The following is a 24,429-nucleotide window of genomic DNA, read 5'->3' as shown; positions in this document are numbered from 1 at the left end:
GGCAATCCCAGACGTCACCGTCCACCCTGCCACGCACCACCGACAGTGGCGCCGCCGCGGACGCCGGCGCCGGGCCGGACGGCGCCAGGCAGGATGGCGCCGGGCAGGATGGCGCCATGACCACCGACACCTACGACGGCGACGTGCGGCCCGGCGGGCCCGCGCAGACCCGCGAGCTGGCCCACCTCACGATCACCAAGGTCGCCGTCGACCCCGAGATGTCGAACGACTGCTACCTGCTGTGCTGCCGGAGCACCGGCGAGCAGCTGCTCGTCGACGCCGCGGCCGACGCCCCCGCGCTCCTGGACCTGGTCGGTGCCGGGGGCCTCGCCACCGTGGTGACCACCCACCAGCACTGGGACCACCACCGCGCGCTGGCCGACGTGGTCGCCGCCACCGGCGCCGACGTGGTGGTCGGGGCGCCCGACGCCGACGCCGTGGCCGAGCAGACGGGCGTGCCGGTCACCCGCCGGGTGGGCGCCGGCGACACCGTGGCCGTGGGTCGCTGCACCCTCGAGGTGGTGCCCCTGGCCGGCCACACGCCGGGCTCGGTGGCGCTGCTCTACGACGACCGCCCCCACGGCGGGCACCCCCACCTCTTCACCGGCGACTCGCTGTTCCCCGGCGGCGTCGGCAACACCTTCGGCGACGCCGCGGCCTTCGTGCAGCTGCACGACGAGGTGACCACGAAGGTCTTCGGCCGGCTGCCCGACGACACCTGGTTCTACCCCGGCCACGGCGGCGACTCGACGCTGGGCGCCGAGCGCCCCCACCTCGACGAGTGGCGCGAGCGGGGCTGGTGACGAGCCCGGTCGAGCAGGTCCGGACCGCGCGGCCCGACGACGCCGTCGAGGTCCTCGGGCTCTGGTCCGACCTCTTCGAGGGCGACGCCACGGCCGACCCGTCGTGGCGCCGTCGTGCTCAGGAGTGGTTCGTGCGCGCCGTGGACGAGGTCGACACCACCCGTCTGGTCGTGGTCGAGGTCGACGGCGGGCTCGTCGCCACGGCCGTCGGCACCCTCGAGACCGGCGTCCCCAACCCGCACTGCCCGCACGGGCGGACCGTGCGGCTCGCCAACGTCTACACCCGGCCCGCTCACCGGGGGCACGGCTGCGCGACGGCCCTCACCTCCGACGTCGTCGCCTGGGCGCGTCGCGCCGGGGCCGACCGGGTCGACCTGAGCGCGAGCGCCGACGGGCAGCGCCTCTACGCCGGCCTGGGGTTCGTGCTGACCACCGCCCCGCGGATGAAGCTGGTGCTCTGACCCCGGGCCCGACGACGCGGGCTCAGTCCGTGCCGCTCTCGCCGCCGGACGCGTCCGTCGCCGGGACGGCACGCCGGGGCGCACCCCGACCCGCGGCGCCCGGTCCCCCCAGCGCGGAGGCGGCCAGCACGTCCTCGTAGACCGCCCGGGTCTGCTCGCCCATGAGGGCGGCGGTGTGGCGTGCCAGGAAGCGGCGGTGACCAGCGCGGCCGGCCTCGCTGCGGGCGTCGGGATCGGCGAGCAGCCGCCCCAGCGCGTCGGCCAGCGCGGCCGGGTCGGCGGGCGGCACCAGCAGGCCGGTCTCGCCGTCCACGACGACCTCGCTGCTGCCGATCACCCGGGTGGCGACCACGGGCAGCCCCGCCTCCATCGCCTCGAGGAGCGCCAGGGGCATGCCCTCGTGCAGCGACGGGAGGACGAACACGTCGGCGGCGTCGAGCAGGGCCCGGGCGTCGGCGCGGTGGCCCACGAGCCGCAGCGCGCCACCCACCCCGAGGTCGGCGGCCTGGCGGGTCAGGGTGGCGCGCAGGTGCCCGTCGCCCACGACCACGACCACGAGGTCGGGGAAGCGCTCGAGCAGCGTCGGCAGGGCGTCGACGAGGTGGCGCTGCCCCTTCATCACCGTGAGCCGGCCCACGGTGCTCACCACGGGCTGCTCGGCGTCGAGGCCCAGGGCCGCGCGCGCTGCCCGCCGGCCCGGTCGGTCGGTGCGCGGGCGCACGCCGTTCGGCACGGTCACCAGCCGGGCCGGGTCGAGGCCGATCCGCTCGTAGGTCGCGCGCTGGGCCGCCGATACGGTCACGACGCGGTGCACCGGCTTCAGGGCGTGCACCAGCGAGACCCGCTTGTGCTTGCTGCGCAGCAGCCACGGCAGGTGGAGGGTCTGCACGATCGCCGGCACCCCGGCGGCGGCCGCGGCGCGCGCGCCGTCGAAGTCCTCGCGACCGGTGCCGGTGTGCAGGTGCACGACGTCGGGGCGGGCGCGCGTGAACGCCTCCACGAGCGCCGAGGAGTAGGCGGGGTCACGCGGGTGGGGGGTGCGCACCAGGCGGACGCCGTGGTCGGCGGCGCGCGCCAGCAGGTGCTCGGCCTTCGCGGTGGGCCAGTAGCTGAGGGTCAGCCGGCAGCCCTGCCGCGCCAGCACCTCGGCGAGGTCGAGCAGGTGCTGACCCATGCCCGACGGGTCGGCCGACACCGTGTGGAGCCACACGTCGCGCCGCACGCCCGTGGCGGGCGGCGACGTACGACTCGGGGCGGCGGCCCGCGCCCGCGTCCTGGTCGGCTCGACCACCGGTCGCACCGGGGCCACCGGCCGACCCGCGGGTCGTGCCGTCACGCCGGCTGAGCCTCGCACCTGGTCCACCACGTCGTCTCCGTCCTCGCCGGGGCCGTCGGCGCCTGGACGGCGCGACGTGCCCGGCGACGAGGAGGTCGCGGCGCCGGTCTCCCACGGTACCGGACCCCCACGGCCCGCCCCACCGCGTCGTTCGCCCTCCGCGAACGCCGTTCCGCAGGTGCCGTGCGCGACCTGGCCTCGGGTCATGGGTGACGTGGCACGGCTGCCGGGAAGACCTGCGACGACCGGCCCCGAGCCGCTGTGGCGTGAGGTGGTGGGGCGCGAGCTGCGCACGGAGCGGCACGCCCAGCAGCGCACGCTGGCCCACGTCGCGCGGCGTGCGGGGGTCTCGGTGCAGCACCTGTCGGAGGTGGAGCGTGGGCTGAAGGAGCCCAGCTCGGAGATCCTCGGTGCCGTCACCGGCACCCTGGGCCTGCGGCTGGTCGACCTCACCGCCCGCGCCACCCGCAGCCTCGCCGCGACCGCCACGCCCGCCGCGCCGGTGCCGCCGGTGGTGCCCGCCCCCGTGGCCGCCCCGCTGCCGCGCACGGCGGACCCGCTCTGCCGGGCCGCCTGAGGGCGCTCGGTCGCTCCCCGGCGCCGCCGCCTAGGCTGGGCGGTGTGATCGAGCTGCGCACCCCCACCCAGATCGAGCAGATGCGCCCGGCGGGGCGCTTCGTCGCCGATGTCGTCACGCGCCTGGCCGAGGTGGCCGACGTGGGCGTCAACCTGCTCGAGCTCGACGCGGTGGCGCACGAGATGATACGCGAGCGCGGCGCGGAGTCCTGCTACCTCGACTACCACCCCTCGTTCGGCGCCTCGCCGTTCGGCAAGGTGCTGTGCACGTCGGTCAACGACGCCGTGCTGCACGGGCTCCCCCACGACTACACGCTGGCCGACGGCGACCTGCTGAGCGTCGACTTCGCGGCCAGCGTCGACGGCTGGGTCTCCGACTCCGCCCTCAGCCTGGTGGTCGGCACCCCGCGGCCCGAGGACCTGCGCCTCATCGACGTCACGGGCCAGGCGCTCGAGGCCGGCATCGACGCCGCCCGCGTGGGCGGCCGGGTCGGTGACATCTCCGCCGCGATCGCCGCGGTCGCCCGCGGCGCCGGGCTGTCGATCAACACCCAGTTCGGCGGCCACGGCGTCGGGCGCACCATGCACGGCGAGCCCCACATCGCCAACGACGGCCGCGCCGGACGGGGCGTCAAGCTGCGCGCCGGCCTGGTGATCGCCATCGAGCCGTGGTTCCTGCACACCACCGACACGATCGTCACCGACCCCGACGGGTGGACGCTGCGCAGCGTCGACGGCTCGCGCGGGGCGCACATGGAGCACACCGTGGCGATCACCGACGACGGCCCCGTCGTCCTCACCGCCCGGGGCTGACCGGGGCCCGCCCGACGCCGCCCAGCGCCGCCGGGGGCCGGCCGGCGGTGCGCGTCGGTCAGCCGCCGCCCGGCACGTACCCGCGCGGCGGGGTCCACTGGCCCTCGGCGCGCAGGTGCTCGTAGATGTCGTGCTCGGGGCGGTAGTGCTCGTCGAGGCGGGCGCGCATGGTCGCGCTCAGCTCCGGTGCCACCCGCGAGGTGGACCAGTTCTTCGTGGTGACCTTGAGCGGCTCGCCCATCCGCTCGGCGATCCAGCCCTCCCACACGTCGGGGCGCTCGAGGGCGAAGATCCGGTCGACCCCGATGTCGAGGCGCGGGGAGAGCGACACGAAGCGCGCCTGGCGGCCCTTGAGCGCGCCCGGGGCACCGTCGAGGTAGGCGCCCACGAACTCCTCGAACGAGACGTCGGCCGTGGAGTTGGCCGCCCGGCTGTTCTCGCCGTCCTGCAGGGCCGGGCGCTGGCGGTAGCGCCACCACGACTCCAGCCACGCCACCGGCTCGCGGAACAGCGAGACCAGCTCGTAGTCGTCGCGCTCGTAGCCGGCGCTCTGCAGCACCGGCACCATGCGGTTGGTGAAGGTGCGCGCGGTCATGTGCTTGAGGCGGGGGTTGACCCGCATCACGACCTCGGCGCGACCCATCAGGCTCGTCACCAGCGTGGTGGAGGCGCACTTGGGCATCGAGAGCATCACGAAGCCGTGGCCGGGCAGGGCGATCATCGTGGGAGAACCTACCCGCTCCGCGCTGTCGGTGGCGGCACCTAGCCTCAGGGCGTGGCCGACCCCGACACCATCGCCCCCGCCCACCGGCCGACCCGGGCCGAGCGGCTGCTCGACGTCGCCCGCATCTACCACGAGCCCGACGTTGCCTCCCACGCCCGCGGCGCCGAGATCCTGGCCCGCCACCCCGACGCCGAGCTCGTCGAGATCCTCAGCCACCAGGCGGTGCCGGCGCTGCACGGCGATGCCGACAACGTCGCCGACTGGGTGCGCCTGAAGCGCGAGGTGCTGGTGCTGGGCGTCAAGAAGAGCCTCACCGCCCGGCCCAACGGCCGGTCCGCCGACTTCATCGCGCCCTCCACCTCCAACGGCTGCGCGATGGCCTGCTCCTACTGCTACGTCCCGCGCCGCAAGGGCTACGCGAACCCGATCACCGTCCACGTCAACATCGAGAAGATCCTGGGCTACCTCGAGCGCCACGCCGGCCGGCAGGGCGTCAAGCCGCGCCCCGACCAGGTCGACCCCGTCGACTGGGTCTACGACCTCGGCGAGAACGGCGACTGCTCGGTCGACGCGCTGGTCTCCGACAACGTGCGCGACCTGGTCGACCTCTACGCCCGGCTCCCCCACGCCAAGGCCAGCTTCGCCACCAAGCTGGTCAACCGCGGCCTGCTCGACCTCGACCCCCGGGGCGGCACGCGCGTGCGGTTCTCGCTGATGCCCGAGCCGATGGCGAAGGTGGTCGACCTGCGCACGTCGCGGGTCGCCGAGCGCATCGCCGCCATCGACGACTTCGTCGAGGCCGGCTACGAGGTGCACCTCAACTTCAGCCCGGTGATCGTGCACGAGGGCTGGGTGGAGGAGTGGACCGAGCTGCTGCGCCAGGTGGACGCCGGCATCGGCGCGGCGGCCAAGGCCCAGCTGGCCTGCGAGATCGTCTTCCTCACCCACAACGAGGCCCTGCACCAGGTCAACCTGGGCTGGCACCCCCGCGGCGAGGAGCAGCTGTGGCGCCCCGACCTGCAGGAGGTCAAGCGCAGCGAGAGCGGTCAGGTCAACCTGCGCTACCGCACGCCGTGGAAGCGGCGGTGGGTCGACCAGCTCACCAAGATGGTGGCCCGCGAGCTGCCGTACTGCCGGGTGCGCTACGCCTTCTAGGCCCGGCCCGGCCGCTCGTCCGGGGCAGGCCCCGCGTCGGTGAGCGAGCGGTAGCGGCCGCGGTAGAACAGCAGCGGCGCGCCGCCGTCGCCCGGGCCGAGGTCGAGGACCCGCCCGACCACCACGTCGTGGTCACCGGCCTGCTGCACCGACTCGACCGCGCAGTCGACCCAGGCGAGCACCCCGGGCAGCCGCGGCGACCCGGACCCGACGGGGTGCCAGTCGAGGCCGGTGAACTTGTCGGCGCCACGGGTGGCCATCCGGTGCGACAGGGCCACCTGGTCGTCGGCGAGCACGTTGGCGCAGAAGACGCCGGCGGTGCGGATCGTGGGCCACGACCGCGACGTGCGCGCCACCACGAACAGCACCAGCGGCGGCTCCAGCGAGACGCTGGCGAACGACTGGCAGGTCAGCCCGACCGGTCCGTCGGGGCCCACCGCGGCTACGACCGTCAGGCCGGAGGCGAAGCGGCCCAGCACGTCGCGGAACGCCCCCGCGGTGAACGGCGCCGGCCCGTCGCCGGTGCTGAGCGGGACGTCGACGTCCCGCGCCGCGTCGGCGAGGTGGTACTCCAGGTCGGGCTCGCGGGCCGGCACCACCGGCCCGGGCGGGCCGGCGTCGGGGTCGAGGGGTGCACCGGCCATGCCCCCACGCTAACCAGCCCACCCACCGCCGAGCCGCCCGGGCGGCTACCCCGGACGGCGGGCCAGCACGTAGCACCGCTCGGTGGTCTCACCGCGGTGCCGGTGGGGGCTGCGCAGGTAGGTCTCCACGTCGACCAGCCCCGCCGCCTCCACCGCGGCGCGCACCTCGTCGGGGTCGTGCAGCACGAAGTCGAGCTCGATGTCGTGGTCGAACCACCGCTCGTGGCGGCGGGTGCCGGCGCCGGCCTGCAGGGCCACCACGAGGTGGCCACCGGGCACCAGCGGGCGCGTGAGCGCGGCCACCGCGTCGGGCAGCTCGGAGGCGGCGAGGTGGATGAGCGAGTACCACGCCAGCACCGCGGCCCAGCCGGGGCCGGCGGCGGGGCGCACCAGCCGTCGCAGGTCACCCACCTCGTAGCTGCCCCCCGGGAAGCGCCGCCGGGCCTCGGCGACCATCGCGGGCGACTGGTCCAGACCGTGGGCGTCGGCGCCCGCCGCGGCCAGGTAGGCGGTGGTGTGGCCCGGGCCGCAGCCCACCTCCACCACGGGCGCCCCGCCGGACAGTGCGGCCACCCGGTCGAGCAGCCACCGCTCGAAGCCGAGCCCCTGCTCGGGCCCGTCGCCGTCGAACTCGCCGGCCAGCGCCGCGGCGTACGAGGTCGCGACGGTGTCGTACGCCGCCCGCACCCGCGCGTCACGGGCAGCGGGGCCGTCGACCAGCGTGCGCTCGCGGTCGGCCGGTGGCGTCGCGGCCACCGCCGCAGCGGGAGCGGCAGGCGCCGGCTCCCCGAGGCGGTGGGCCCAGCGGCTGTCGTGCCGGCCGGCGCGCGGCGAGACCTCCTCGACCAGCGGCACCTCGCGCGCGGCGAGCCCAGCCAGGCAGGCGTCCACGGCGTCGCGGTCGGCGAAGGCGTGCAGCCGCTCGGTGCGGGTGCGCAGCTCGCCGGGCGCCTGGGGCCCGCGCAGCAGCAGCACCGTGAGCAGCGCCCGCTCGTCGGGGGCGAGCCCGAGGTGCTCGTCGAGCAGCTGGTGGTAGCGCAGGGTGCGGCGACCGGTGTCGGTCCACACCACGCGCAGCAGGCCGCGGTCCTTGAGCCCGCGCGCCGTCCCCTCCACCGTCTGCTCGTCGAGGTCGAGGACCGGGTGGCGGCTGCTGGTCTGGGTGCAGGCGGTGCGCAGCGCGTGCAGCGAGAGCGGGTACGACGCCGGCACGGTCACCTGCTTCTCCAGCAGCGACCCGAGCACCCGCTGCTCCTCCGGGGTCAGCGGCGGGTCCAGGGCGGGGCCGGACGTCGGCGACGGCAGGTCGGTCAGCGGGTCGGTCAGCGGGTGGGACGGGTCGGCCATGGGGCGACCCTAGTCAGGTGCGGGCCCGGCCCGCGGGGTCACGCGCCGCACCCGAACCGGGGGTAGCGTCGCGGTCATGTCGCCCTGGGAGCAGCTGCCGGCCGGTGTGGTGATCGACGACCCCGACCTGGTCGCGGGCCTGGCCCACGACGAGTCCCGGCTCACCGACCGGGCCCTGCCCGCGGTGGTGCTGGCGCCCCGCTCCACGGCGGAGGTGCAGGCCTGCCTGCGGGCCGCGTCGGCCGCGGGCGTGCCGGTGGTGCCCCGTGGGGCCGGGAGCGGCCTGGCCGGCGGGGCCAACGCGCCGGCCGGCAGCGCGGTGCTCTCCCTGCACCGGATGGACGGGGTGCTGGAGGTCGACCCCGTCGAGCGGCTCGCGGTGGTGCAGCCCGGCGTGGTGACCGCCCGGCTGCGTGAGGTGGCGGCGGAGGCCGGGCTGTTCTACCCGCCCGACCCGGGCTCCCTGGCGTGGTGCACGGTCGGCGGCAACGTCGCCACCGACGCCGGGGGCATGTGCTGCGTGAAGTACGGCGTGACCGGCGACTTCGTGGAGGCCCTCGAGGTCGTGCTGGCCGACGGCCGGGTGCTGCGCACCGGCACCCGCACCGTCAAAGGCGTGGCCGGCTACGACCTGACCAGCCTGTTCGTGGGCTCCGAGGGCACCCTCGGCGTGGTCACGGAGGTCACGGTGCGGCTGCTGCCCGCCCCTCCCCCGGCGCAGACCCTGGTGGCGTCCTACGACGACCTCGCCGCGGCCGGGGCCACCGTGCAGGCGTTGGTGGCGGCCGGCGTGGTGCCGTCGCTGCTGGAGCTGCTCGACCGCACCACCGTGGCCGCCGTCGACGCCGCGACCGGCATGGGCCTGGGCGGGGTGGCGGCCCTGCTGCTGGTGCAGGCCGACGACGCCGACGCCACCGCCACCCTCGACCTGGTGGCCGCCGCCTGCGAGCGGGCCGGGGCTGTCGACGTCGCCCGCAGCGACGACGCCACCGAGGCCGCTGCGCTGATGGAGGCCCGCCGGCAGGCGCTGCCGGCCCTGGAGCGCCTCGCCACCGAGCGCGGGGGCGGCTGGCTGCTCGACGACGTGTGCGTGCCGCGCGCCCGGGTGGTCGACCTGGTGGCCGCGGTGGAGGCGGTGGCCGAGGAGGTGGGCCTGACCATCGGCGTCTTCGGCCACGCCGGCGACGGCAACCTCCACCCGACGATCCTCCACCCGGACGACGACGCCGGCCGCGCCGCCGCCCGGCGGGCGTTCGACGCCGTCACCGCCGCCGCGCTCGACCTCGGCGGCACCGTCACCGGTGAGCACGGCGTGGGCCGGCTCAAGGCCGACTGGCTCGCCCGCGAGCTCGACCCGGTGTCGCTGGAGGTGCAGCGCTCGCTGCGCCGCACCCTCGACCCCCAGGGCCTGCTCAACCCCGGCGCCGTCCTCTAGCCCCTGTCACGCGGTGTCCACCGTGCTGGTGCGGTGCCGCAGCACCGCACCAGTACGGCGGCACCGCACCAGATGACCGGTCGGCGGCGGCACCAGCCTCAGGGCACCAGGGCGGTGACCGTCTCGGCCTCGGGGTCCCAGTGCCGCAGCCCGGTGAGGCGCAGCTCCAGGCCGTCGGCGTCGTGCGCGGCGAGGGCCTCCAGCGCGCGGGGGACGTCGGCGGCCTCCAGGCGACGCGCCAGCGTCAGGTGGGGCACCCAGCCGAGGTGGCGCCGCTCGGGCACCTGCACCCGCACGGCCAGCACCCGTCGTACGACGTCGTCGGCGAGCTGCACCGGTCGCGCCAGGGTGACCCGGCCGGCCCCCAGCAGCAGGACGCCGCCGACGAGCGCGGTCACCGGCAGCAGCGGGCCGAGCCGTGCGGTGGCGACGTCGAGGGCCTCCGACGGCATGGCGGGCGCCTCCACGACGCTGACGTGGGGGGTGTTGGTGGCGCCGCGGTGGTCGAGCTGGGAGGGCAACCCGGCGTCGCGCAGCGCCTGCCACTGGGCGCGCAGGGCGGCCTGCCCGGCGTCGTCGGGCACCAGCTCGAGCGCGTGGAGGCGCGGCATCAGGCGAGCCACCGAGCGGCGCGGCGGCTGTGGGCGGCCTTCTTCGGCGGCTCCATGGCGTCGTAGAGGTTGGCGATCATCCGCGAGCGCGGGTTGCCGGCGAACACCTCCTGGTGGTCGCGCACGAACGTCCAGTAGAGGGCGTCCCAGTCGTCGCGCCACTCCCCGGCGGGCAGGTCGGACATCTTGCGCAGGTAGTTCGACCCCGACACGTACGGCTTGGTGGTGACCGCCTCGCCGGCGGCGAACTGGCTCATCGCGTAGACGTTGGGCACCATCACCCAGTCGTAGGCGTCGACGAACATCTCCATGAACCACTCGTAGGACGCGTCGGGGTCGGTGCGCAGCAGGCACATCGCGTTGCCGAGCACCATCAGCCGCTCGATGTGGTGGGCGTAGCCGTGGGCCAGCACCCGGCGCAGCACCAGGTCGACCGGCGCCAGCCCGGTCTCGGCGGTCCACCACCCCTCGGCCAGCGGGCGGGCGTGCTCGAGCCGATTGCCGGTGCGCATCCGCCGCCCGTGGACGACGTAGGTGGCGCGCATGTACTCCCGCCAGCCGATCACCTGGCGCACGTACCCCTCGAGGGACGCCAGCGGCACGTCGTCGGCGGCGCCGACCGCGAGGGCCCGGGTGAGCACGTGCTCGGGCGTCAGCAGCCCGGTGTTGAGCCCCGGGGTCATCAGCGAGTGGTAGACCCACGGGTGCTCGGCGGAGATGGCGTCCTCGAAGGGCCCGAACTCGTGGAACCGCTCGGCGAGGAAGACCTCGAGCATCTCCTCGGCCTCCTCGTGGGCGGTGGGCCACGCGAAGCCGGCCGCGTCGCCGGGGTTGTCGGGGAACTCCCCGCCGACCCACGCCACCGCCGCGGCGACCGCCGGGTGCTGCCGGCCGTCGTCGCCCGGGCGCGGCACCGCCGGCACCGGGTGGGCGCGGGGCAGCTTCTTGCGGTTGTCCTCGTCGAAGGACCACTTGCCGCCCTGCGGCTGGTCGCCGTCCATCAGGACGTCGAGGCGCCGGCGCTGCCAGGAGTAGAAGTGCTGCATGCGCGCGGTGCGCCCGCCGCCGCCGATCTGCTCGGCCACCTGCGCACGGGTGGTGAGGAACATCGGCGTCTCGAGCACGTCGTCGGCGCTGAGCCGGTAGCCGTGGGCGGCCAGCGCCGCGGTGAGGTCGCGGGAGAGCCAGTCGTCGACGACGTCGTACACGGTGACCCGGCTCGGCCGCAGCCGGTCGAGGCACTCCACCAGCAGGTCGTGGCTGCGGCGCTCGGCGGAGGTCTCCAGGTGCTCGACGGCGAAGCCGGCCTCGCGCAACCGCTCGGCGAAGCGCACCATCGAGGCGCGGTGGAGGACGAGCTTCTGGGTGTGGAAGCGGTACTGGCGGAACAGCAGGTCGTGCTCGAGCAGCACGAACACCGTGCCGGCCTCGGCCTGCAGGTGGGCGAGGAAGAGCTGGTGGGGCAGCACGAGACGCACCGGCCGCGCCTCGTCCTGCGTCGTGGTGGCCATGCCGGCGAGCCTAGACAGCCGGGCCGCACCCGAGGCCCCGTCGGCACCGGTCGGCGAACCGGCCGCGCTCACACACCCCCGGAAGGTTACCGACCGGTTAACATGGGGGCCATGTTCTTCCGGCTGCGTCAGGTCGCCACGACCGCCCTCGTCGCCAACGCGCTGCGTCCGGTGCCGGGCATCGGTGCCGGCCTGCCGTCGTTCGCCGCGGGGTGGGGCGTCGGCGAGCTCGCGCCCCACCTGCTCGCCCTCACCGCCCTCGACGCCGCGGCCCACAGCCGCGGACGCCGCCGCGACCCCGTGGGGCTGGCCCTCGCCGGCCTCGGCGCCGCCGGCCTGGCGGTCCTGGTGCGCGAGAGCCTGTCCGCGCGCCGGGTCGTCGACCAGGCGCTGCGCGACGGGCTCGGCGTCGACGCCGACCAGCTCCAGGCGCCCGCACCGGCCGACGTGGCGGTGCCGTGGCGGCGGCTGGCCAACCCGCTGCGGATGAGCGACCCGCAGGTGCACGTGGAGCGCGACATCGCCTACGACGACGCCACCGGCCGCCGCGGCCTGCTCGACGTGTACTCCCCCCGCGAGCGACCCGCGGGCGGCGCGCCCGTGCTGGTGCAGGTGCACGGCGGCGGGTGGACGCTCGGCGCCAAGGACACCCAGGGCATCCCGCTGATGCAGCACCTCGCCGCCAAGGGCTGGGTCTGCGTCGCCCCCAACTACCGCCTCGCCCCGCGCCACCCGTTCCCGGCGCAGGTCGTCGACGTGAAGAAGGTGCTGGCCTGGGTCAAGGAGCACGTCGCGGCCTACGGCGGCGACCCCGGGTACGTCGTGATCACCGGCGGCTCGGCCGGCGGCCACCTCGCCGCCCTGGCGGCGCTGACCCCGGGCGACCCCGTGTGGCAGCCCGGGTTCGAGGACGCCGACACCTCGGTGCAGGTCGCCGTGCCCCACTACGGCGTCTACGACTTCACCGGCGCCACCGGCCTGCGCAGCGCCGTGCAGATGCGCGACCGGTTCCTCGGCCCGGTCGTGCTGCGCCGGCGCTGGCGCCGCGACCCCGACGCGTTCGAGGCGGCCTCCCCGCTGCTGCGGGTGGGCCCCGACGCCCCCGACTTCTTCGTCGTGCACGGCACCCGCGACACGGTGGTCGAGCTCGACCAGGCCCGGCAGTTCGTCGACGCGCTGCGCCGGGTGTCGCGCCGCAGCGTGGTCTACGCCGAGCTGCCCGGCGCCCAGCACGCCTTCGACGTGCTGCCCTCGATCCGCTCCGTGCACGTCGTGCGCGCCGTCGACCGCTACCTGCACTGGCACTGGGGCCGCTACCGCGCCGGGCTCGACGCGCAGGCGGGCACGGTGGGCGTCGCGGCCGGGCCCTGACCGTCCGCTCGGGCACCGGCCGGGTCTTCACGACGTCTTCACAGCTCGACGCGGGGTTGGTCGCCCGGGCCGGGGTGGGGGTGTCATGCTGGTGCAGGGGGCGGTCTTCCGCCGGATCGACGTACGAGGAGGGCTGCATGGCCAAGGTGCTGGTGGTCGAGGACGAGAACGACGTGCGCGAGCTGCTCGCGACGGTGCTGGAGATGGCAGGGCACCACGTGGAGTCGGTGCCGGAGTCGTGGAACGCCATGGTCGAGGTGACCGAGCGCTCCTTCGACCTGGTGGTGATGGACGTCAGCATGCCCGGGCTCAACGGCCTCGAGCTGGCCCGGCTGCTCAAGCAGCAGCCCAGCCCCGCGCCCCGCATCCTCATGGTCTCCGCGCGCTCGTCGCGTGCCGACATCGAGGCCGGTCTCGCGGCCGGCGCCGACGCCTACGTCACCAAGCCGTTCAGCATCGGCGAGCTCAGCCAGCGCGTCGAGGAGATGCTCGCCGCACCGGCCTGACCACCCCGCCACCACCGGCCACCGACACCGGCGACCGACACCGGCGACCCGCGCCCCGGCCGGGTGCACCTAGGGTCGGCGCCGTGACCACGAGCGAGCGCACCGACTGGCAGGCCCACGCCCGGGCGGCGAAGGGCTTCCTGCCCACCGACGAGGGCCTCCTGCTCCACCGCCACGCGCTCGCCGCGCTGGCGGAGGGCCCTGCGCTCGAGGTCGGCACCTACTGCGGGAAGTCGGCGCTCCACCTCGCCGCCGCGGCGCGCGAGGTGGGCGGTCCCCAGGCCGTCGTGTTCACCGTCGACCACCACCGTGGCTCGGAGGAGAACCAGGCCGGCTGGGAGCACCACGACACCTCGCTGGTCGACCCGCGCACCGGGCGGATGGACACCCTGCCGGTGTTCCGCCGCACGCTGGAGGAGTCGGGCCTCGAGGAGCACGTCGTCGCCGTGGTCGGCGCCAGCACCACCGTCTCGCGGCACTGGCGCACGCCGCTGGCCCTGCTGTTCATCGACGGCGGGCACGCCGAGGAGCACGCCCAGGCCGACTACGCCGGGTGGGCGCCCTGGGTGCGGCCCGGGGGGGTGCTGCTGGTGCACGACGTGTTCCCCGACCCCGCCGACGGCGGCCAGGCGCCGTACCACGTCTGGCAGCGCGCGCTGGCCGGTGGCGCGTTCAGCGAGGTGGAGACCGTGGGCTCGATGCGGGTGCTGCGCCGTACCTCAGGCGGGGCCGGCGACCCGGTCGGCTGACGGCGACGGGCAGCCGCACTCCAGGCCCAGCTCGGCGGGGTGGGGCGCCAGCGACGTGCCACGCATGATGCCGGAGCCGGGGGTGGCGGTGCCGTGCTCCTCCCCCAGCGCGTCCACGGCGAGCACGACGGCCGCGGCGGTGTAGGTGGTCTGCTCACCGGGCCAGAACACGTCGTCGCCGAAGACCCAGCCCGTCCAGTAGCCGTCGCCGTCGTGGCGCAGGTGCTGCACGTCGCGCAGCAGCGCGAGCGCGCGGTCGTGGTCACCGATCGCGTCGAGGGCCAGCACCAGCTCGCAGGTCTCGGCCCCGGTCACCCACGGGTTGGTGTCGACGCAGCGGATGCCGAGGCCCGGCACCACGAAGTCGTCCCAGCGGGAGTCGAGCAGCGCCCGGGCCGCGTCGCCGCGCACGGCCCCGCCCAGCACCGGGTAGTACCAGTCCATCGAGAAGGTCGACTTGTCCAGGAACAGGTCGCGGTGGTGGCGCAGCGCATGGCCGAGGCGCCCGCCGGCCAGCTCCCAGCCCGGCTGGGGCTCGTCGAGCAGGTCGGCCAGCGCGATGCCGGCGCGCAGCGACTGGTAGATGCTGGAGGAGCCCGCCAGCAGCGCACCGTCGTCGCCGGGGGTCCAGTTGATCCCGCCGAAGGGCAGCTGCTGGGACACCACCCAGTCGAGGCCGGCGCGCACCGAGGGCCACATCCGGGCGACGAACCCGTGGTCGTGGCGCACCAGCCAGTGGTGCCAGACCCCGACGGCGAGGTAGGCGCTCATGTTGACCTCGGGGCGGTCGTCCTCGACCACGCCGCCGACGACCTTCATCGGCCACGACCCGTCGGCGTGCTGCACCGTCGGCACCCACGCGTACGCCGCCTCGGCGGCCTCGACCTCGCCCCCGACCAGCAGGGCCATCGCCGCCTCGACGTGGTTCCACACGTCGACGTGCTCCCCGGTCGTCCACGGCACCGCCCCGCTGGGCTCCTGCATCGCCGCGATCGCCGCGGCGGTGCGGGCGACCTGCGCGGCGCTCAGGACGCCGGCCACCGACGGCAGGACCGACGGCTGGGCCGGCGCCGGCCGCTCAGACATGCGCCGCCACGGGCTTGCGCAGGTACAGCACCATGCTCTTGCCGATCAGCGGGTCGAGCACCTTGCCGGCCAGGCGCAGGGCGCGCGGCTGCTCCACGATCTCCCACACCAGCAGCCGGTGGTAGGCCTTGGCCAGCGGGTGGTCGTCGTTGCGCACGCCGACCGCGCACTTGATCCACCAGTACGGCGAGTGCAGCCCGTGGGCGTAGTCCTTGCCCTCCAGCTCCAGGCCGGCGGTGGTGAGCTTGCCGATCAGCTCCTTGTCGGAGTAGATGCGGATGTGGCCACCGGGCACGTCGTGGTAGTCCTCCGACAGCTTCCAGTTCACCAGCTCGGGGAACCACCGCGGCACCGACACCGCGAGCGTCCCGCCGGGTCGCAGGACCCGGACGAGCTCGCCGATGGCCTGGATGTCGGCCGGGACGTGCTCGAGGATCTCGGCGGCCACCACCCGGTCGAACTCGCCGTCGGCGAAGGGCAGCGCGAGCGCGTCGCCCTCCTTGACGTCGGCCTCCGCGCCGGCCGGCACCTCACCGGCCTCGCGCATCGCCGCGAACAGCTCGCGCACCCCGGCGAGCTCGTCGGCGTCCTGGTCGAAGGCGACGACGTCACCCCCGCGGCGGTACATCTCGAAGGCGTGGCGACCCGCGCCGCACCCCATGTCGAGCACCCGGTCGCCGGGCACCAGGCCCAGGCGGTCGAAGTCAACGGTCAGCACTCGTGCTCCTCCTGCTGCGGCGGCCCTTGCGGCCGGCGGACGGCATGGGCCCCTCGGCCCGCCAGCTGGTGACGACCTCGTCGTACACGGCGGCCACCGCGACGGCGACCGCCCGCCAGCTGAACAGCTCCTCCACGCGGCGCCGACCGGCGGCGCCCATGCGGGCGCGACGCTCGGGGTCGTCGAGCAGCGAGGCCAACGCGGCCTCCAGCTGCCCCACGTCGCCGGGGGTGACCAGGTCGGCGCACTCGCCGTCGGGGCCGACGACCTCCGGGATGGCGCCGGCGCGCGACACGACGAGCGGGGTGGCGCACGCCATCAGCTCGGCGGTCGGCAGCGAGAAGCCCTCGTAGAGCGACGGCACGCAGGCCAGCTCGGCGGAGCCCATCAGGCGCACCAGCTCCTCGTCGCTGACGCCGTGCACGAAGCGCACCGCGTCACCGATGGAGAGGCGCTCGATGAGCTGCTCGGTGCGCCCCCCGGGCTGCGGGCGGGTGACCAGCACCAGCTCGAGGTCGCGCTCGGTGCGCAGCTTGGCGAAGGCCTCCAGCAGGGTGGAGATGCCCTTGACCGGGGCGTCGGCGCTGGCCATGGCCAGCATCCTTCCCGGCACCCGCGGCTCGGTGGGCGGCACGAACACGTCGTCGACGCCGAGCAGGATCGTCTGCATGCGCGCGGGGTCGACCCCGAAGTCGGTGGCGATGTCGCGGCGCGAGGCGTCGGACGGCGTCACGATGCGTCGGGCGCTGCGCGCGACGCGGCCCTGCATGCGCAGGAAGCCGTACCACCGGCGCAGCGCGGCCCGCCGGCGCAGGCCGGTGGCGCTGCCCAGGTCGATGCGGCGGTCGAAGGTGATGGGGTGGTGGACCGTGGTGACCAGCGGCATCAGCTGCTCGACCTCGAGCATGCCGTAGCCGAGCACCTGGTTGTCGTGGGCGACGTCGAACTCGTCGGCGCGCTCGCGCAGCAGCCGGGCCACCCGGGTGCTGAACGTCTTGGGCTCCGGGAAGCCCGCCGTGCACATCGTCGCGAACTCCTCGACGTCGACGAGGTTGCGGAACTCGCGCAGGCCCGGGACCCGGAACGGGTCGGGCTCGCGGTAGAGGTCGAGGCTCGGCACCTTCGTCAGCCCGACCCCCTCGTCGAGCTCGGGGTAGGGCTGGCCGGAGAACACCTCGACCTGGTGCCCCAGGGCCACCAGCTCGCGAGAGAGGTGACGCACGTAGACGCCCTGTCCGCCGCAGTGGGGCTTGGAGCGGTAGGACAGCATCGCGACCCGCATCGGTGGTCCGCACCCTTCTCCACGTCGAGGCAGCCCGGGTGGGCTACGCGTCGGTAGCCTAAGGGTCGCACCGCGGCCTCCCCCCGTCGGCCCGGGCGGGTGCGTCGTCCGGTCGGGACTCGTCGGCCCACCGCACCGCGTGCGCCGCGCCTGGTGCCCCAGCCCCCTGCGGTGTCCCTAGGATGCGGCGCATGACCGACGCTGCCACTCCCGCGGGCGCTCCGGTGCCACCGGTGTCGCCCACCGGCCGGCACGGCGACCACGAGCGCGGTCACCAGCAGCGGCTGCGACCCGTGCTCGGCCGCCAGCCCTCGGCCGTCCTGCTGGGTGCGCAGCTGGTGGCCGTGCTGGCCTACCCGTTCCTCGACGACAGCGTGCCCGGCCGGGCGGTGCTCGGTGTCGTGCAGATCGGGGTGGTGGGCCTGGCGCTGTGGGCGGTGCGGCGCACCCCGGCGCTCAGCTGGCTGGCCCTGCTGCTGGGCGGCCCCGCGATCGTGTTCACCGTGCTGGAGGCGACGTCCCCGGACACCGGGTGGATCGTGCTCGCCTCGGCGATGGCGCACGCGCCGTTCTACTTCTACGTCTCCTACAGCATGATCCGCTACCTGTTCCACGACGACCGGGTCACCCGCGACGAGCTGTTCGCCACCGGCGCGGCGTTCACGGTGGTGGCCTGGGGCTTCGCCTACCTCTTCGCCGCCGTGCAGGTCGCCGTGCCGGGGTCGTTCGTCGGCACCGGTCCCGACCAGGACCGGGCCTGGTTCGAGCTGCTCTACCTGTCGTTCTCCACCCTCACCAGCGTCGGGCTCTCCGACGTGGTGCCCGTGGAGCCGCACGCCCGCTCGGTGGTGATGGTGGAGATGGTCGCCGGCGTCCTCTACGTCGCGCTGGTGGTGGCCCGCCTGGTGGGGCTCACCGTGCGCGGTCAGGACGGGTCGAAGACGTAGCCCGAGCCCTCCACCGTGCGGATCCAGGCGCGGGCGCTCCCGGCGCGGCGGAGCTTGCGCCGCAGGTTGCCGACGTGGACGTCGACGAGGAAGTCGGACTCCATGAACTCGCCCTGCCACACGGTGCGGACCAGGTCGGCCCGCGTCCAGGTCTGGCCCGGGCGACCGGCGAAGGCGGCCATCAGGTCGACCTCGGCCGGGGTGAACGGCAGCGGCACGCCGTCGAGCTCCGCGGTGTGCTCACCGGGCAGCAGCGTCAGCCCGCCGCCGGCGTCGACCGGCGGCGGCGGGGCGGCGGCCGAGGCCCGCGGACGGCGCAGCAGGGCGGCCACCCGGGCCCGCACCTCCTGCGCGGAGAACGGCTTGGCCATGTAGTCGTCGGCGCCCACCTCGAGCCCGACCAGGCGGTCGATCTCCTCGCTGCGCCCGGTGATCATCATGATGTATGAGTCGCTGAACTCCCGCAGCCTGCGGCACACCTCGGTGCCGTCGAGGTCGGGCAGCGTCAGGTCCAGGGTCACCAGGTCGGGTGACAGCTCGCGCACCAGCTCGATCGCGTCGGTGCCGCTGTCGGTGGCGTGCACCTCGAGCCCCGTGCGCTGCAGGACCAGCACGAGGGTCTCGCGGATGTCGGGGTCGTCCTCGACGACCACCACGCGCTGTGCAGCTGTCACGTCGTCCCCTCCTGGAGTCGCCGCCACGCTATCGCGCCGTACGTGGACGTCGCGTGGCCCCCCTGTGGCACGGCTGTGGACCGCTCGTGGCGATCCCGGCCGGGCGCGGCGGGGCCGGCCTCTTCCCCGGTTGTGGTCCGCGGGGCGGCTGGGACGTGCGAGGCTTTCCCCGGCGTCTGACGGCACCCCGTCGAGACGACTGCGCCACAGCACACGACACCGCGGCGGAAGGCGACAGCGACATGGGGATCGACGTGGGGACCGACCCGGACGGCCCGACCCTGTCCGCCGCCACCCGCGAGGAGCGCCGGCAACGCGCCGTCGAGTCCCTCGGCGTGCAGGTCGACCGGCCCGAGGAGCGCTTCGACCGGATCACCCGCCTGGCCCACCTGGTCTTCGACGTGCCTGCCGCCACGATCACGGTGATGGACGAGGACCGTGCCCTGCACGTCGGCCAGTACGGCCTCGGTGCCCTGCGCGAGTCGGTGCGGGACCAGGTGCCCTGCGACCAGTGCATCACCACCGGGACCGGCGTCGTGGTCGAGGACATGACCACCGACGTCCGCTACCGCGACCTGGAGTCCGTGAGCGCCCTCGGCCTCAGGTTCTACGCCGCCAGCCCCCTGCTCGACGCCGCCGGCAACGCCGTCGGTGTCTTCGCCATCTACGACACCCGCCCGCGCACCCTCGACGGCGAGCTGGCGGGCGCCTTCGACGACATGGCCGCGTGGGCGCAGCAGGAGCTGGTGTCGAACTCGGAGATGACCCAGGCCACCTGGGTGCAGGCCTCGATGCTGCCCGACCAGGCCGTCTCGACGGGCGGCTGGGAGATCAACGGCATCTGCCTGCCCTCGCTCGGCGTCGGCGGCGACTTCTACGACTTCGCCGTCGACCAGGACGTCGCCCACCTCACCCTGGGCGACGTGATGGGCAAGGGCACCGGTGCCGCCCTGGTGGGCGCCGGCGTGCGCGCCGCCGTGCGCGGCACCCACTCCGCGGTGGTCGCCGGGGTCGACCTCGGCGTGACCGTCACCCAGGTGGCGCGCAGCCTGATGGCCGACCTCGAGCGCACCGAGTCGTTCGTGACGCTGATGGAGGCGGCCGTCGACCTCGAGGACGGCTTCCTGCGCTACGTCGACGCCGGCAGCGGCCTGTGCCTGCTGGTGCGTTCGAACGGCGAGATCGAACGGCTCAACGGCCCCGGCACCCCCATCGGCGTGCTGCCCGACGACCACTGGGACGAGCTGGAGGCGGCGGTCGCGCCGGGCGACCGGGTGCTGATGTTCAGCGACGGTCTCCTCGACCTCGTCGACGAGCAGGTGGAGTGGTGGAAGCCGATCGGGGCGCTCGTCGCCGCGCACCCCGACCCCACCTCGCTGCTCGCCGCGATCGCCGACCTGACCCGGGCCCGCACCGCGCTCGACGACGTCACGGCCGTCGCGGTCTACCGCCGCCCCGAGGAAGGCCTGCGGTGACGCGTCGCCTGCTGCTGGTGCGCACGGTGGTGCTCGTCACGGCCATCCTGGGCATCAACTACGTCGCCTGGCGCTGGCTGGTCTCGATCAACTGGGACGCCTGGTGGCTGGCGGTCCCGCTGGTGCTGGCGGAGACCTACAGCCTGGTCGACTCCCTGCTGTTCGGCATCGGGATGTGGCGGCTCAAGGAGCGCGGGGACCCGCCGGAGCCGGAGGAGGGCCTCACGGTCGACGTCCTCATCACGACGTACAACGAGCCGATCGAGCTGGTGATGGCCACCGCGCTCGCGGCCCAGCGCATCCGCTACCCCCACCAGACCTGGATCCTCGACGACGGCAACCGCCCCGAGATGCGCGCGGCCGCCGAGGCCGCGCAGATCGGCTGGATCACCCGCTCCACCGACTGGGTCGACATGCCCCGTCACGCCAAGGCCGGCAACCTGAACAACGCGCTGGAGCAGATCGAGGGCGAGTTCATCCTCATCCTCGACGCCGACCAGATCCCCGAGCCGCAGATCCTCGACCGCACCCTGGGCTACTTCCGCGACGAGCGGATGGGGCTGGTGCAGACCAACCAGTTCTTCGTCAACGTGCCCGACGACGACCCGCTGGGCAGCCAGGCCCCGCTGTTCTACGGCCCCATCCAGGCCGGCAAGGACGGCTGGAACGCGGCGTTCTTCTGCGGCTCCAACGCCGTGCTGCGGCGCGACGCCCTGATGCAGATCGGCGTGGTGCGCTACGCCGACGAGATGGCGCTGAAGGTCTGGCGCAACCTGTACTTCGGCCAGTCGGTGATCCGCAAGGCGCGGCGCCGCACGCCCAAGGACGAGGTGGTGGTGCGTGCCGCGCTGCTCGAGGTCGAGCAGGCCGTCATCGCGGCGCGCGAGCGCCTCGGGGTCGGCGAGGCGATGTTCGACGTCACCTACGACTTCCAGCAGACCGTCGACGCCGTGCGCCGACGCCTGGTCGCCGCCGACCTCGAGGTGATGGCCGCCGACCTGCAGGCCATCGCCGAGCTCGAGGCGGAGTCGGACGCCGGGGACGGCAGCCTGGTCGACCACACCGAGGTGCTCGAGCACATGGCCGGGCGCGACTGGTCGCCGTTGGGCGCCATCGACTCGGTGCAGGCGCTCGTCGACTCCGTCAACGTCGACCGGCGCGGGGAGGCCCAGGCGGTGATGCCGATGGCGACGATCTCGGTCACCGAGGACATGGCCACCTGCATGCGGATGCACGGGCTGGGCTGGAAGTCGGCGTACCACGACGAGAACCTGGCCTTCGGCCTCGCGCCGGAGGACCTGGAGACCATGCTCACCCAGCGGCTGCGCTGGGCCCAGGGCACCATGCAGGTGATGCTGCGGGAGAACCCGCTGACCCAGAAGCGGCTCTCCTGGGGCCAGCGCCTCATGTACTTCTCCACGATGTGGAGCTACCTCTCGGGCTTCGCCGCGATCGTCTACCTCGCCGCGCCGGTGATCTACCTGGTGTTCGGGGTGCTGCCGGTGGAGGCGCTCAGCTCGGAGTTCTTCATCCGCCTCGTGCCGTTCCTGGTGGTCAACCAGCTGCTGTTCCTGGTGGTTGCCAACGGCCGCCGGACCTGGCGGGGCCAGCAGTACTCCCTGGCGCTGTTCCCGACGTGGATCAGGGCGTTCACCTCGGCGTTCGGCAACGTCGTGCTCGGCCGCCCCCTCGACTTCGCCGTCACCCCCAAGGAGAAGCGCAGCCCCACCGGACCTGCCTGGCACCTCGTGCGCCCGCAGCTGTTCGCGATGGCCACCTTGGTCGTGGCGAGCATCATCGGCGTCGTGCGCCTCACCCTGGGGTACGCCGACGGGGTCGGTACGGTCCTGAACATCGCCTGGGTGGCGTTCGACCTGGCGATCTTCTCCGTCATCATCAAGGCCGCCCGCTACCGCGGCTTCGAGCCGGACGCCGCACCACCCACCACGACCGACACCCCCGGTGACCGCACGGCCACCGGCAGGGACCACGCAGAGGGAGCAGCATGACCGAGTTCCACGTCGACACCACCGCCGCCGGCATCGGTGTCGTCCGCCCCGAGGGCAGGCTGAACATGGTGGCCGCGCGCCAGCTCAAGCAGGTGCTCGCCGAGCTCGTGGCGGGCGGCACCCACCGCATCGTGGTCGACCTCGTCGACACCGCGTTCATCGACTCCTCCGGCCTCGGCGCGCTCATCGGGGGCGTCAAGTCGACCCGGCAGCAGGGCGGCGACCTGCGGATCGCCCGCCCGACCGAGGCCGTGCTCACGGTGCTGGACCTGACCAACCTCACCCGCATCCTGCGCCCGCGCGACGACGTGGAGGGCGCGTTCGATGACTGAGGCCGCCCTGGCCGAGCTGCCCGACCGGCTCGAGCTCTCGGCGCCCGCCGACGAGCAGATGCTGGACCTCGTGCACGTGCTGCTGGAGAACCTGTGGCTGCAGCACGAGCAGGTGCCGCCGGCCGAGCGGATGCGTGTCGAGCTGTCGGTCATCGAGATCGTGGCCAACGTCATCGAGCACGCCTTCGCCGCCGACCAGGCCGCCCGCGGGCGACGGTTCTGCATCGGGCTCGGCGTCTCCGACAGCGCCGTGCACGTGCACCTCGCCGACAACGGCCAGCCCGTGGCGATCGACCTCGGCAGCGTGACCATGCCCGACGACGACGAGGCGGAGACCGGGCGCGGCCTGGCGCTCGCGCTGGCCTCGCTCAGCGACCTGACCTTCGAGCGCGTCGACGGGCGCAACCACTGGAGCATGCGATGCGACCTCGGCTGACCTCGGCCGGGCGCGGTCGCACCTCGCTGGTGACCCTCGTCGCGGCCCTGGCGCTGCCCCTGGTCGGCGCGGAGTCCGCCTCCGCCCGGTCCGCTGGGCCCGCCGCCCCGGCCGTCTCCGTGCCCGAGCCGGTGCCCGGGTCGCCCTGGTGGGGGCCCGACCTCGACTGGAGCGACGACTCCGCGTCGGCGTACGCCGACCGGCTGGGTGCCGACGCCTCGCTGTTCGGCCGCTCCTTCGCCTACCCGCTCGACACCGAGGGCCGCGAGGCGCTCGCCGACCTCTCCGACCAGGCCGCCGGCGCCGGCGCCCTGGCCGTGGTGACCCTCGAGCCCGCCGACCTCGACGCGCTCACCGACGACGACGCCGCGATGCTGGCCGGCGACCTCGCCGAGCTCGCCATGGTCGACGGCAGCTACTTCGCCGTACGCTTCGGGCCGGAGATGAACGGCAACTGGACGCTGTGGGGGCAGCAGCCGCGCGAGTACGTGGAGGCCTTCCGCACGGTGGCCGACGCCGTGCACGAGGCCACCGACGAGGCGGCCATGGTGTGGGCGCCCTCTTACGGCGCGGGCTACCCCTTCGGCCAGGTCGTGGACGACACGACGACGACCCGGCTCGCACCGCAGCGCATCTCCGGGGCGACCCGCCGGCTGCTCGACACCGACGGCGACGGCCGGGTCACCGACACCGACGACCCCTACGGGCCGTACTACCCCGGCGACGAGGCCGCCGACTGGGTGGGGCTGACGATCTACCGCTTCGGCACCAGCCAGGAGCGGTTCGGCGAGAACACCGTGCCGCCGGCCGACGAGCTCGAGGAGCGCTTCAAGGAGCGCTTCGGCTACGGCGACGACGTGTTCCGCAAGACGTTCTACGTCCGGTTCTCCGGTCCGAGCAAGAAGCCGTTCCTGCTGACCACGGGTGCGCTGTGGACCCCGGGTGCCGGCGGTGCCGCCGAGCTGGCGGTCAAGCGCGCCTGGTGGCGCCAGGTGCTCGCCGCCCCCGTCGAGCGACCGCGCCTGGCCGCCGTGATGTGGCTGGAGCGGCGTCGCGACGAGTCGGAGACCGGCGCCCCCGTGGACTGGCGGATCAGCCGCACGCCTGCGCTGTCGCGGGCCTACGTCGACGACCTGGAGGCCGGCTCGTTCACCGTCGCCCCGGTCGAGGGGATCGGTCCGTCGGGGGCGTCGCCGTCGGCGGGGTCGTCGCTGGACGCCGCCGACCCGGGCACCTCCGGCGACGACGGCGGCCAGGAGGCCGCGGCCGGCGACCAGGGCGGGGTGCCGCCGCTGGCCCTCGGCGTGCTCGCCACCCTGGTCGTGGTCCTCGCGGCGGCCGCCGTCGCGCTGTCGGTGCGGCGTCGCCGCATGCGTCCGCCCTGGTTGCGCTGAGCCTGTCCCCCCGTGGGGCCCGGGCCTGGGCACG

The 24,429-nt window shown here is 74.7% G+C and carries 25 protein-coding genes; 15 read left to right on the top strand and 10 right to left on the bottom strand.

The window, feature by feature from the left end:
- Window positions 1-116: 116 nt before the first annotated feature.
- Window positions 117-803 carry an MBL fold metallo-hydrolase gene (locus tag AC4OR8_RS15745; RefSeq protein WP_492166535.1) on the top strand — a complete coding sequence of 229 codons (687 nt, stop codon included), beginning with the start codon at window positions 117-119 and terminating at the stop codon, window positions 801-803.
- Entirely contained in the window at window positions 800-1,264 is a 465-nt protein-coding gene (locus tag AC4OR8_RS15740; RefSeq protein WP_492166534.1) for a GNAT family N-acetyltransferase, read from the top strand. Before AC4OR8_RS15745 ends, AC4OR8_RS15740 begins: the two co-directional genes overlap by 4 nt.
- Before the next feature lie 22 nt (window positions 1,265-1,286).
- Here the strand turns inward: AC4OR8_RS15740 and AC4OR8_RS15735 are convergent, their stop codons facing one another.
- The gene (locus AC4OR8_RS15735; RefSeq protein ID WP_492166533.1) at window positions 1,287-2,600 is read right to left on the bottom strand and encodes a glycosyltransferase family 4 protein; all 1,314 of its coding nucleotides are present in this window, start codon (window positions 2,598-2,600) and stop codon (window positions 1,287-1,289) included.
- A gap of 205 nt (window positions 2,601-2,805) precedes the next feature.
- Here AC4OR8_RS15735 and AC4OR8_RS15730 point away from each other — a divergent pair, with 205 nt between their 5' ends.
- Complete coding sequence (locus tag AC4OR8_RS15730) at window positions 2,806-3,177, top strand: helix-turn-helix domain-containing protein (RefSeq protein WP_492166532.1); 372 nt, start codon at window positions 2,806-2,808, stop codon at window positions 3,175-3,177.
- 44 nt (window positions 3,178-3,221) lie between these two features.
- Window positions 3,222-3,989, top strand: coding sequence for a type I methionyl aminopeptidase (gene map / locus AC4OR8_RS15725; RefSeq protein WP_492166531.1), 768 nt, complete (start codon window positions 3,222-3,224; stop codon window positions 3,987-3,989).
- A 58-nt stretch (window positions 3,990-4,047) separates the two neighbouring features.
- Here the strand turns inward: map and AC4OR8_RS15720 are convergent, their stop codons facing one another.
- Window positions 4,048-4,710 carry a sulfotransferase family protein gene (locus AC4OR8_RS15720; protein ID WP_492166530.1) on the bottom strand — a complete coding sequence of 221 codons (663 nt, stop codon included), beginning with the start codon at window positions 4,708-4,710 and terminating at the stop codon, window positions 4,048-4,050.
- Window positions 4,711-4,764: 54 nt separating this feature from the next.
- Between AC4OR8_RS15720 and AC4OR8_RS15715 the strand changes: the two genes are divergently transcribed.
- The gene (locus AC4OR8_RS15715) at window positions 4,765-5,868 is read left to right on the top strand and encodes a spore photoproduct lyase family protein (RefSeq protein WP_492166529.1); all 1,104 of its coding nucleotides are present in this window, start codon (window positions 4,765-4,767) and stop codon (window positions 5,866-5,868) included.
- Here the strand turns inward: AC4OR8_RS15715 and AC4OR8_RS15710 are convergent.
- Entirely contained in the window at window positions 5,865-6,512 is a 648-nt protein-coding gene (locus AC4OR8_RS15710) for a flavin reductase family protein (protein WP_492166528.1), read from the bottom strand. The genes AC4OR8_RS15715 and AC4OR8_RS15710 overlap by 4 nt on opposite strands.
- Window positions 6,513-6,557: 45 nt before the next feature.
- The gene (locus AC4OR8_RS15705) at window positions 6,558-7,859 is read right to left on the bottom strand and encodes a DUF480 domain-containing protein (protein ID WP_492166527.1); all 1,302 of its coding nucleotides are present in this window, start codon (window positions 7,857-7,859) and stop codon (window positions 6,558-6,560) included.
- Window positions 7,860-7,935: 76 nt separating this feature from the next.
- Between AC4OR8_RS15705 and AC4OR8_RS15700 the strand changes: the two genes are divergently transcribed.
- Entirely contained in the window at window positions 7,936-9,294 is a 1,359-nt protein-coding gene (locus tag AC4OR8_RS15700; RefSeq protein ID WP_492166526.1) for an FAD-binding oxidoreductase, read from the top strand.
- Between the two features lie 98 nt (window positions 9,295-9,392).
- Here AC4OR8_RS15700 and AC4OR8_RS15695 read toward each other — a convergent pair whose 3' ends face one another.
- Complete coding sequence (locus tag AC4OR8_RS15695; RefSeq protein ID WP_492166525.1) at window positions 9,393-9,905, bottom strand: 2'-5' RNA ligase family protein; 513 nt, start codon at window positions 9,903-9,905, stop codon at window positions 9,393-9,395.
- Window positions 9,905-11,416: a cryptochrome/photolyase family protein gene (locus AC4OR8_RS15690; RefSeq protein WP_492166524.1), complete on the bottom strand. Its 1,512-nt coding sequence runs from the start codon at window positions 11,414-11,416 to the stop codon at window positions 9,905-9,907. Before AC4OR8_RS15690 ends, AC4OR8_RS15695 begins: the two co-directional genes overlap by 1 nt.
- Window positions 11,417-11,527: 111 nt before the next feature.
- Between AC4OR8_RS15690 and AC4OR8_RS15685 the strand changes: the two genes are divergently transcribed.
- The 3 genes from AC4OR8_RS15685 to AC4OR8_RS15675 all read left to right on the top strand — a co-directional run bounded on the left by AC4OR8_RS15685 (window position 11,528) and on the right by AC4OR8_RS15675 (window position 14,042).
- Window positions 11,528-12,787 carry an alpha/beta hydrolase fold domain-containing protein gene (locus AC4OR8_RS15685; protein ID WP_492166523.1) on the top strand — a complete coding sequence of 420 codons (1,260 nt, stop codon included), beginning with the start codon at window positions 11,528-11,530 and terminating at the stop codon, window positions 12,785-12,787.
- A 137-nt stretch (window positions 12,788-12,924) separates the two neighbouring features.
- The gene (locus tag AC4OR8_RS15680; RefSeq protein WP_492166522.1) at window positions 12,925-13,293 is read left to right on the top strand and encodes a response regulator transcription factor; all 369 of its coding nucleotides are present in this window, start codon (window positions 12,925-12,927) and stop codon (window positions 13,291-13,293) included.
- 83 nt (window positions 13,294-13,376) lie between these two features.
- Entirely contained in the window at window positions 13,377-14,042 is a 666-nt protein-coding gene (locus AC4OR8_RS15675) for a class I SAM-dependent methyltransferase (RefSeq protein WP_492166521.1), read from the top strand.
- Here the strand turns inward: AC4OR8_RS15675 and AC4OR8_RS15670 are convergent.
- The 3 genes from AC4OR8_RS15670 to AC4OR8_RS15660 are packed head-to-tail and all read right to left on the bottom strand — an operon-like array spanning window position 14,013 to window position 17,128.
- Entirely contained in the window at window positions 14,013-15,128 is a 1,116-nt protein-coding gene (locus AC4OR8_RS15670) for a prenyltransferase (RefSeq protein ID WP_492166520.1), read from the bottom strand. The two genes, AC4OR8_RS15675 and AC4OR8_RS15670, sit on opposite strands and share 30 nt — an antisense overlap.
- On the bottom strand, window positions 15,121-15,846 hold the full coding sequence (locus tag AC4OR8_RS15665; protein WP_492166519.1) for a class I SAM-dependent methyltransferase: 726 nt from the start codon (window positions 15,844-15,846) through the stop codon (window positions 15,121-15,123). The genes AC4OR8_RS15670 and AC4OR8_RS15665 overlap by 8 nt, the downstream gene beginning before the upstream one ends.
- Window positions 15,833-17,128: a glycosyltransferase family 4 protein gene (locus AC4OR8_RS15660; protein ID WP_492166518.1), complete on the bottom strand. Its 1,296-nt coding sequence runs from the start codon at window positions 17,126-17,128 to the stop codon at window positions 15,833-15,835. Before AC4OR8_RS15660 ends, AC4OR8_RS15665 begins: the two co-directional genes overlap by 14 nt.
- 191 nt (window positions 17,129-17,319) lie before the next feature.
- On the opposite strand from AC4OR8_RS15660, the gene AC4OR8_RS15655 reads away from it, so the two are divergent.
- Window positions 17,320-18,075: a potassium channel family protein gene (locus tag AC4OR8_RS15655; protein ID WP_492166517.1), complete on the top strand. Its 756-nt coding sequence runs from the start codon at window positions 17,320-17,322 to the stop codon at window positions 18,073-18,075.
- On the opposite strand, the gene AC4OR8_RS15650 is transcribed toward AC4OR8_RS15655, so the two are convergent.
- Window positions 18,054-18,749 (bottom strand): response regulator transcription factor, encoded by a 696-nt coding sequence (locus AC4OR8_RS15650; RefSeq protein WP_492166516.1) that lies wholly within the window; start codon window positions 18,747-18,749, stop codon window positions 18,054-18,056. The two genes, AC4OR8_RS15655 and AC4OR8_RS15650, sit on opposite strands and share 22 nt — an antisense overlap.
- A gap of 242 nt (window positions 18,750-18,991) precedes the next feature.
- Here AC4OR8_RS15650 and AC4OR8_RS15645 point away from each other — a divergent pair, with 242 nt between their 5' ends.
- From AC4OR8_RS15645 to AC4OR8_RS15625, 5 genes are read left to right on the top strand one after another with little or no spacing between them, the layout of a single operon-like run.
- The gene (locus tag AC4OR8_RS15645) at window positions 18,992-20,224 is read left to right on the top strand and encodes a PP2C family protein-serine/threonine phosphatase (protein ID WP_492166515.1); all 1,233 of its coding nucleotides are present in this window, start codon (window positions 18,992-18,994) and stop codon (window positions 20,222-20,224) included.
- Window positions 20,221-22,233: a glycosyltransferase gene (locus AC4OR8_RS15640; RefSeq protein WP_492166514.1), complete on the top strand. Its 2,013-nt coding sequence runs from the start codon at window positions 20,221-20,223 to the stop codon at window positions 22,231-22,233. The genes AC4OR8_RS15645 and AC4OR8_RS15640 overlap by 4 nt, the downstream gene beginning before the upstream one ends.
- Window positions 22,230-22,565 (top strand): STAS domain-containing protein, encoded by a 336-nt coding sequence (locus AC4OR8_RS15635; protein ID WP_492166513.1) that lies wholly within the window; start codon window positions 22,230-22,232, stop codon window positions 22,563-22,565. Before AC4OR8_RS15640 ends, AC4OR8_RS15635 begins: the two co-directional genes overlap by 4 nt.
- Entirely contained in the window at window positions 22,558-23,001 is a 444-nt protein-coding gene (locus AC4OR8_RS15630; RefSeq protein ID WP_492166512.1) for an ATP-binding protein, read from the top strand. Before AC4OR8_RS15635 ends, AC4OR8_RS15630 begins: the two co-directional genes overlap by 8 nt.
- Window positions 22,986-24,395 carry a glycoside hydrolase family 26 protein gene (locus AC4OR8_RS15625; RefSeq protein WP_492166511.1) on the top strand — a complete coding sequence of 470 codons (1,410 nt, stop codon included), beginning with the start codon at window positions 22,986-22,988 and terminating at the stop codon, window positions 24,393-24,395. Before AC4OR8_RS15630 ends, AC4OR8_RS15625 begins: the two co-directional genes overlap by 16 nt.
- The last annotated feature ends 34 nt before the right edge of the window (window positions 24,396-24,429 follow it).

It is taken from the genome of Nocardioides sp. FY1077 (assembly GCF_058681775.1).
The sequence above is the reverse complement of the archived record's forward strand: the minus strand, read 5'-3'. Positions and strand labels throughout refer to the sequence as shown.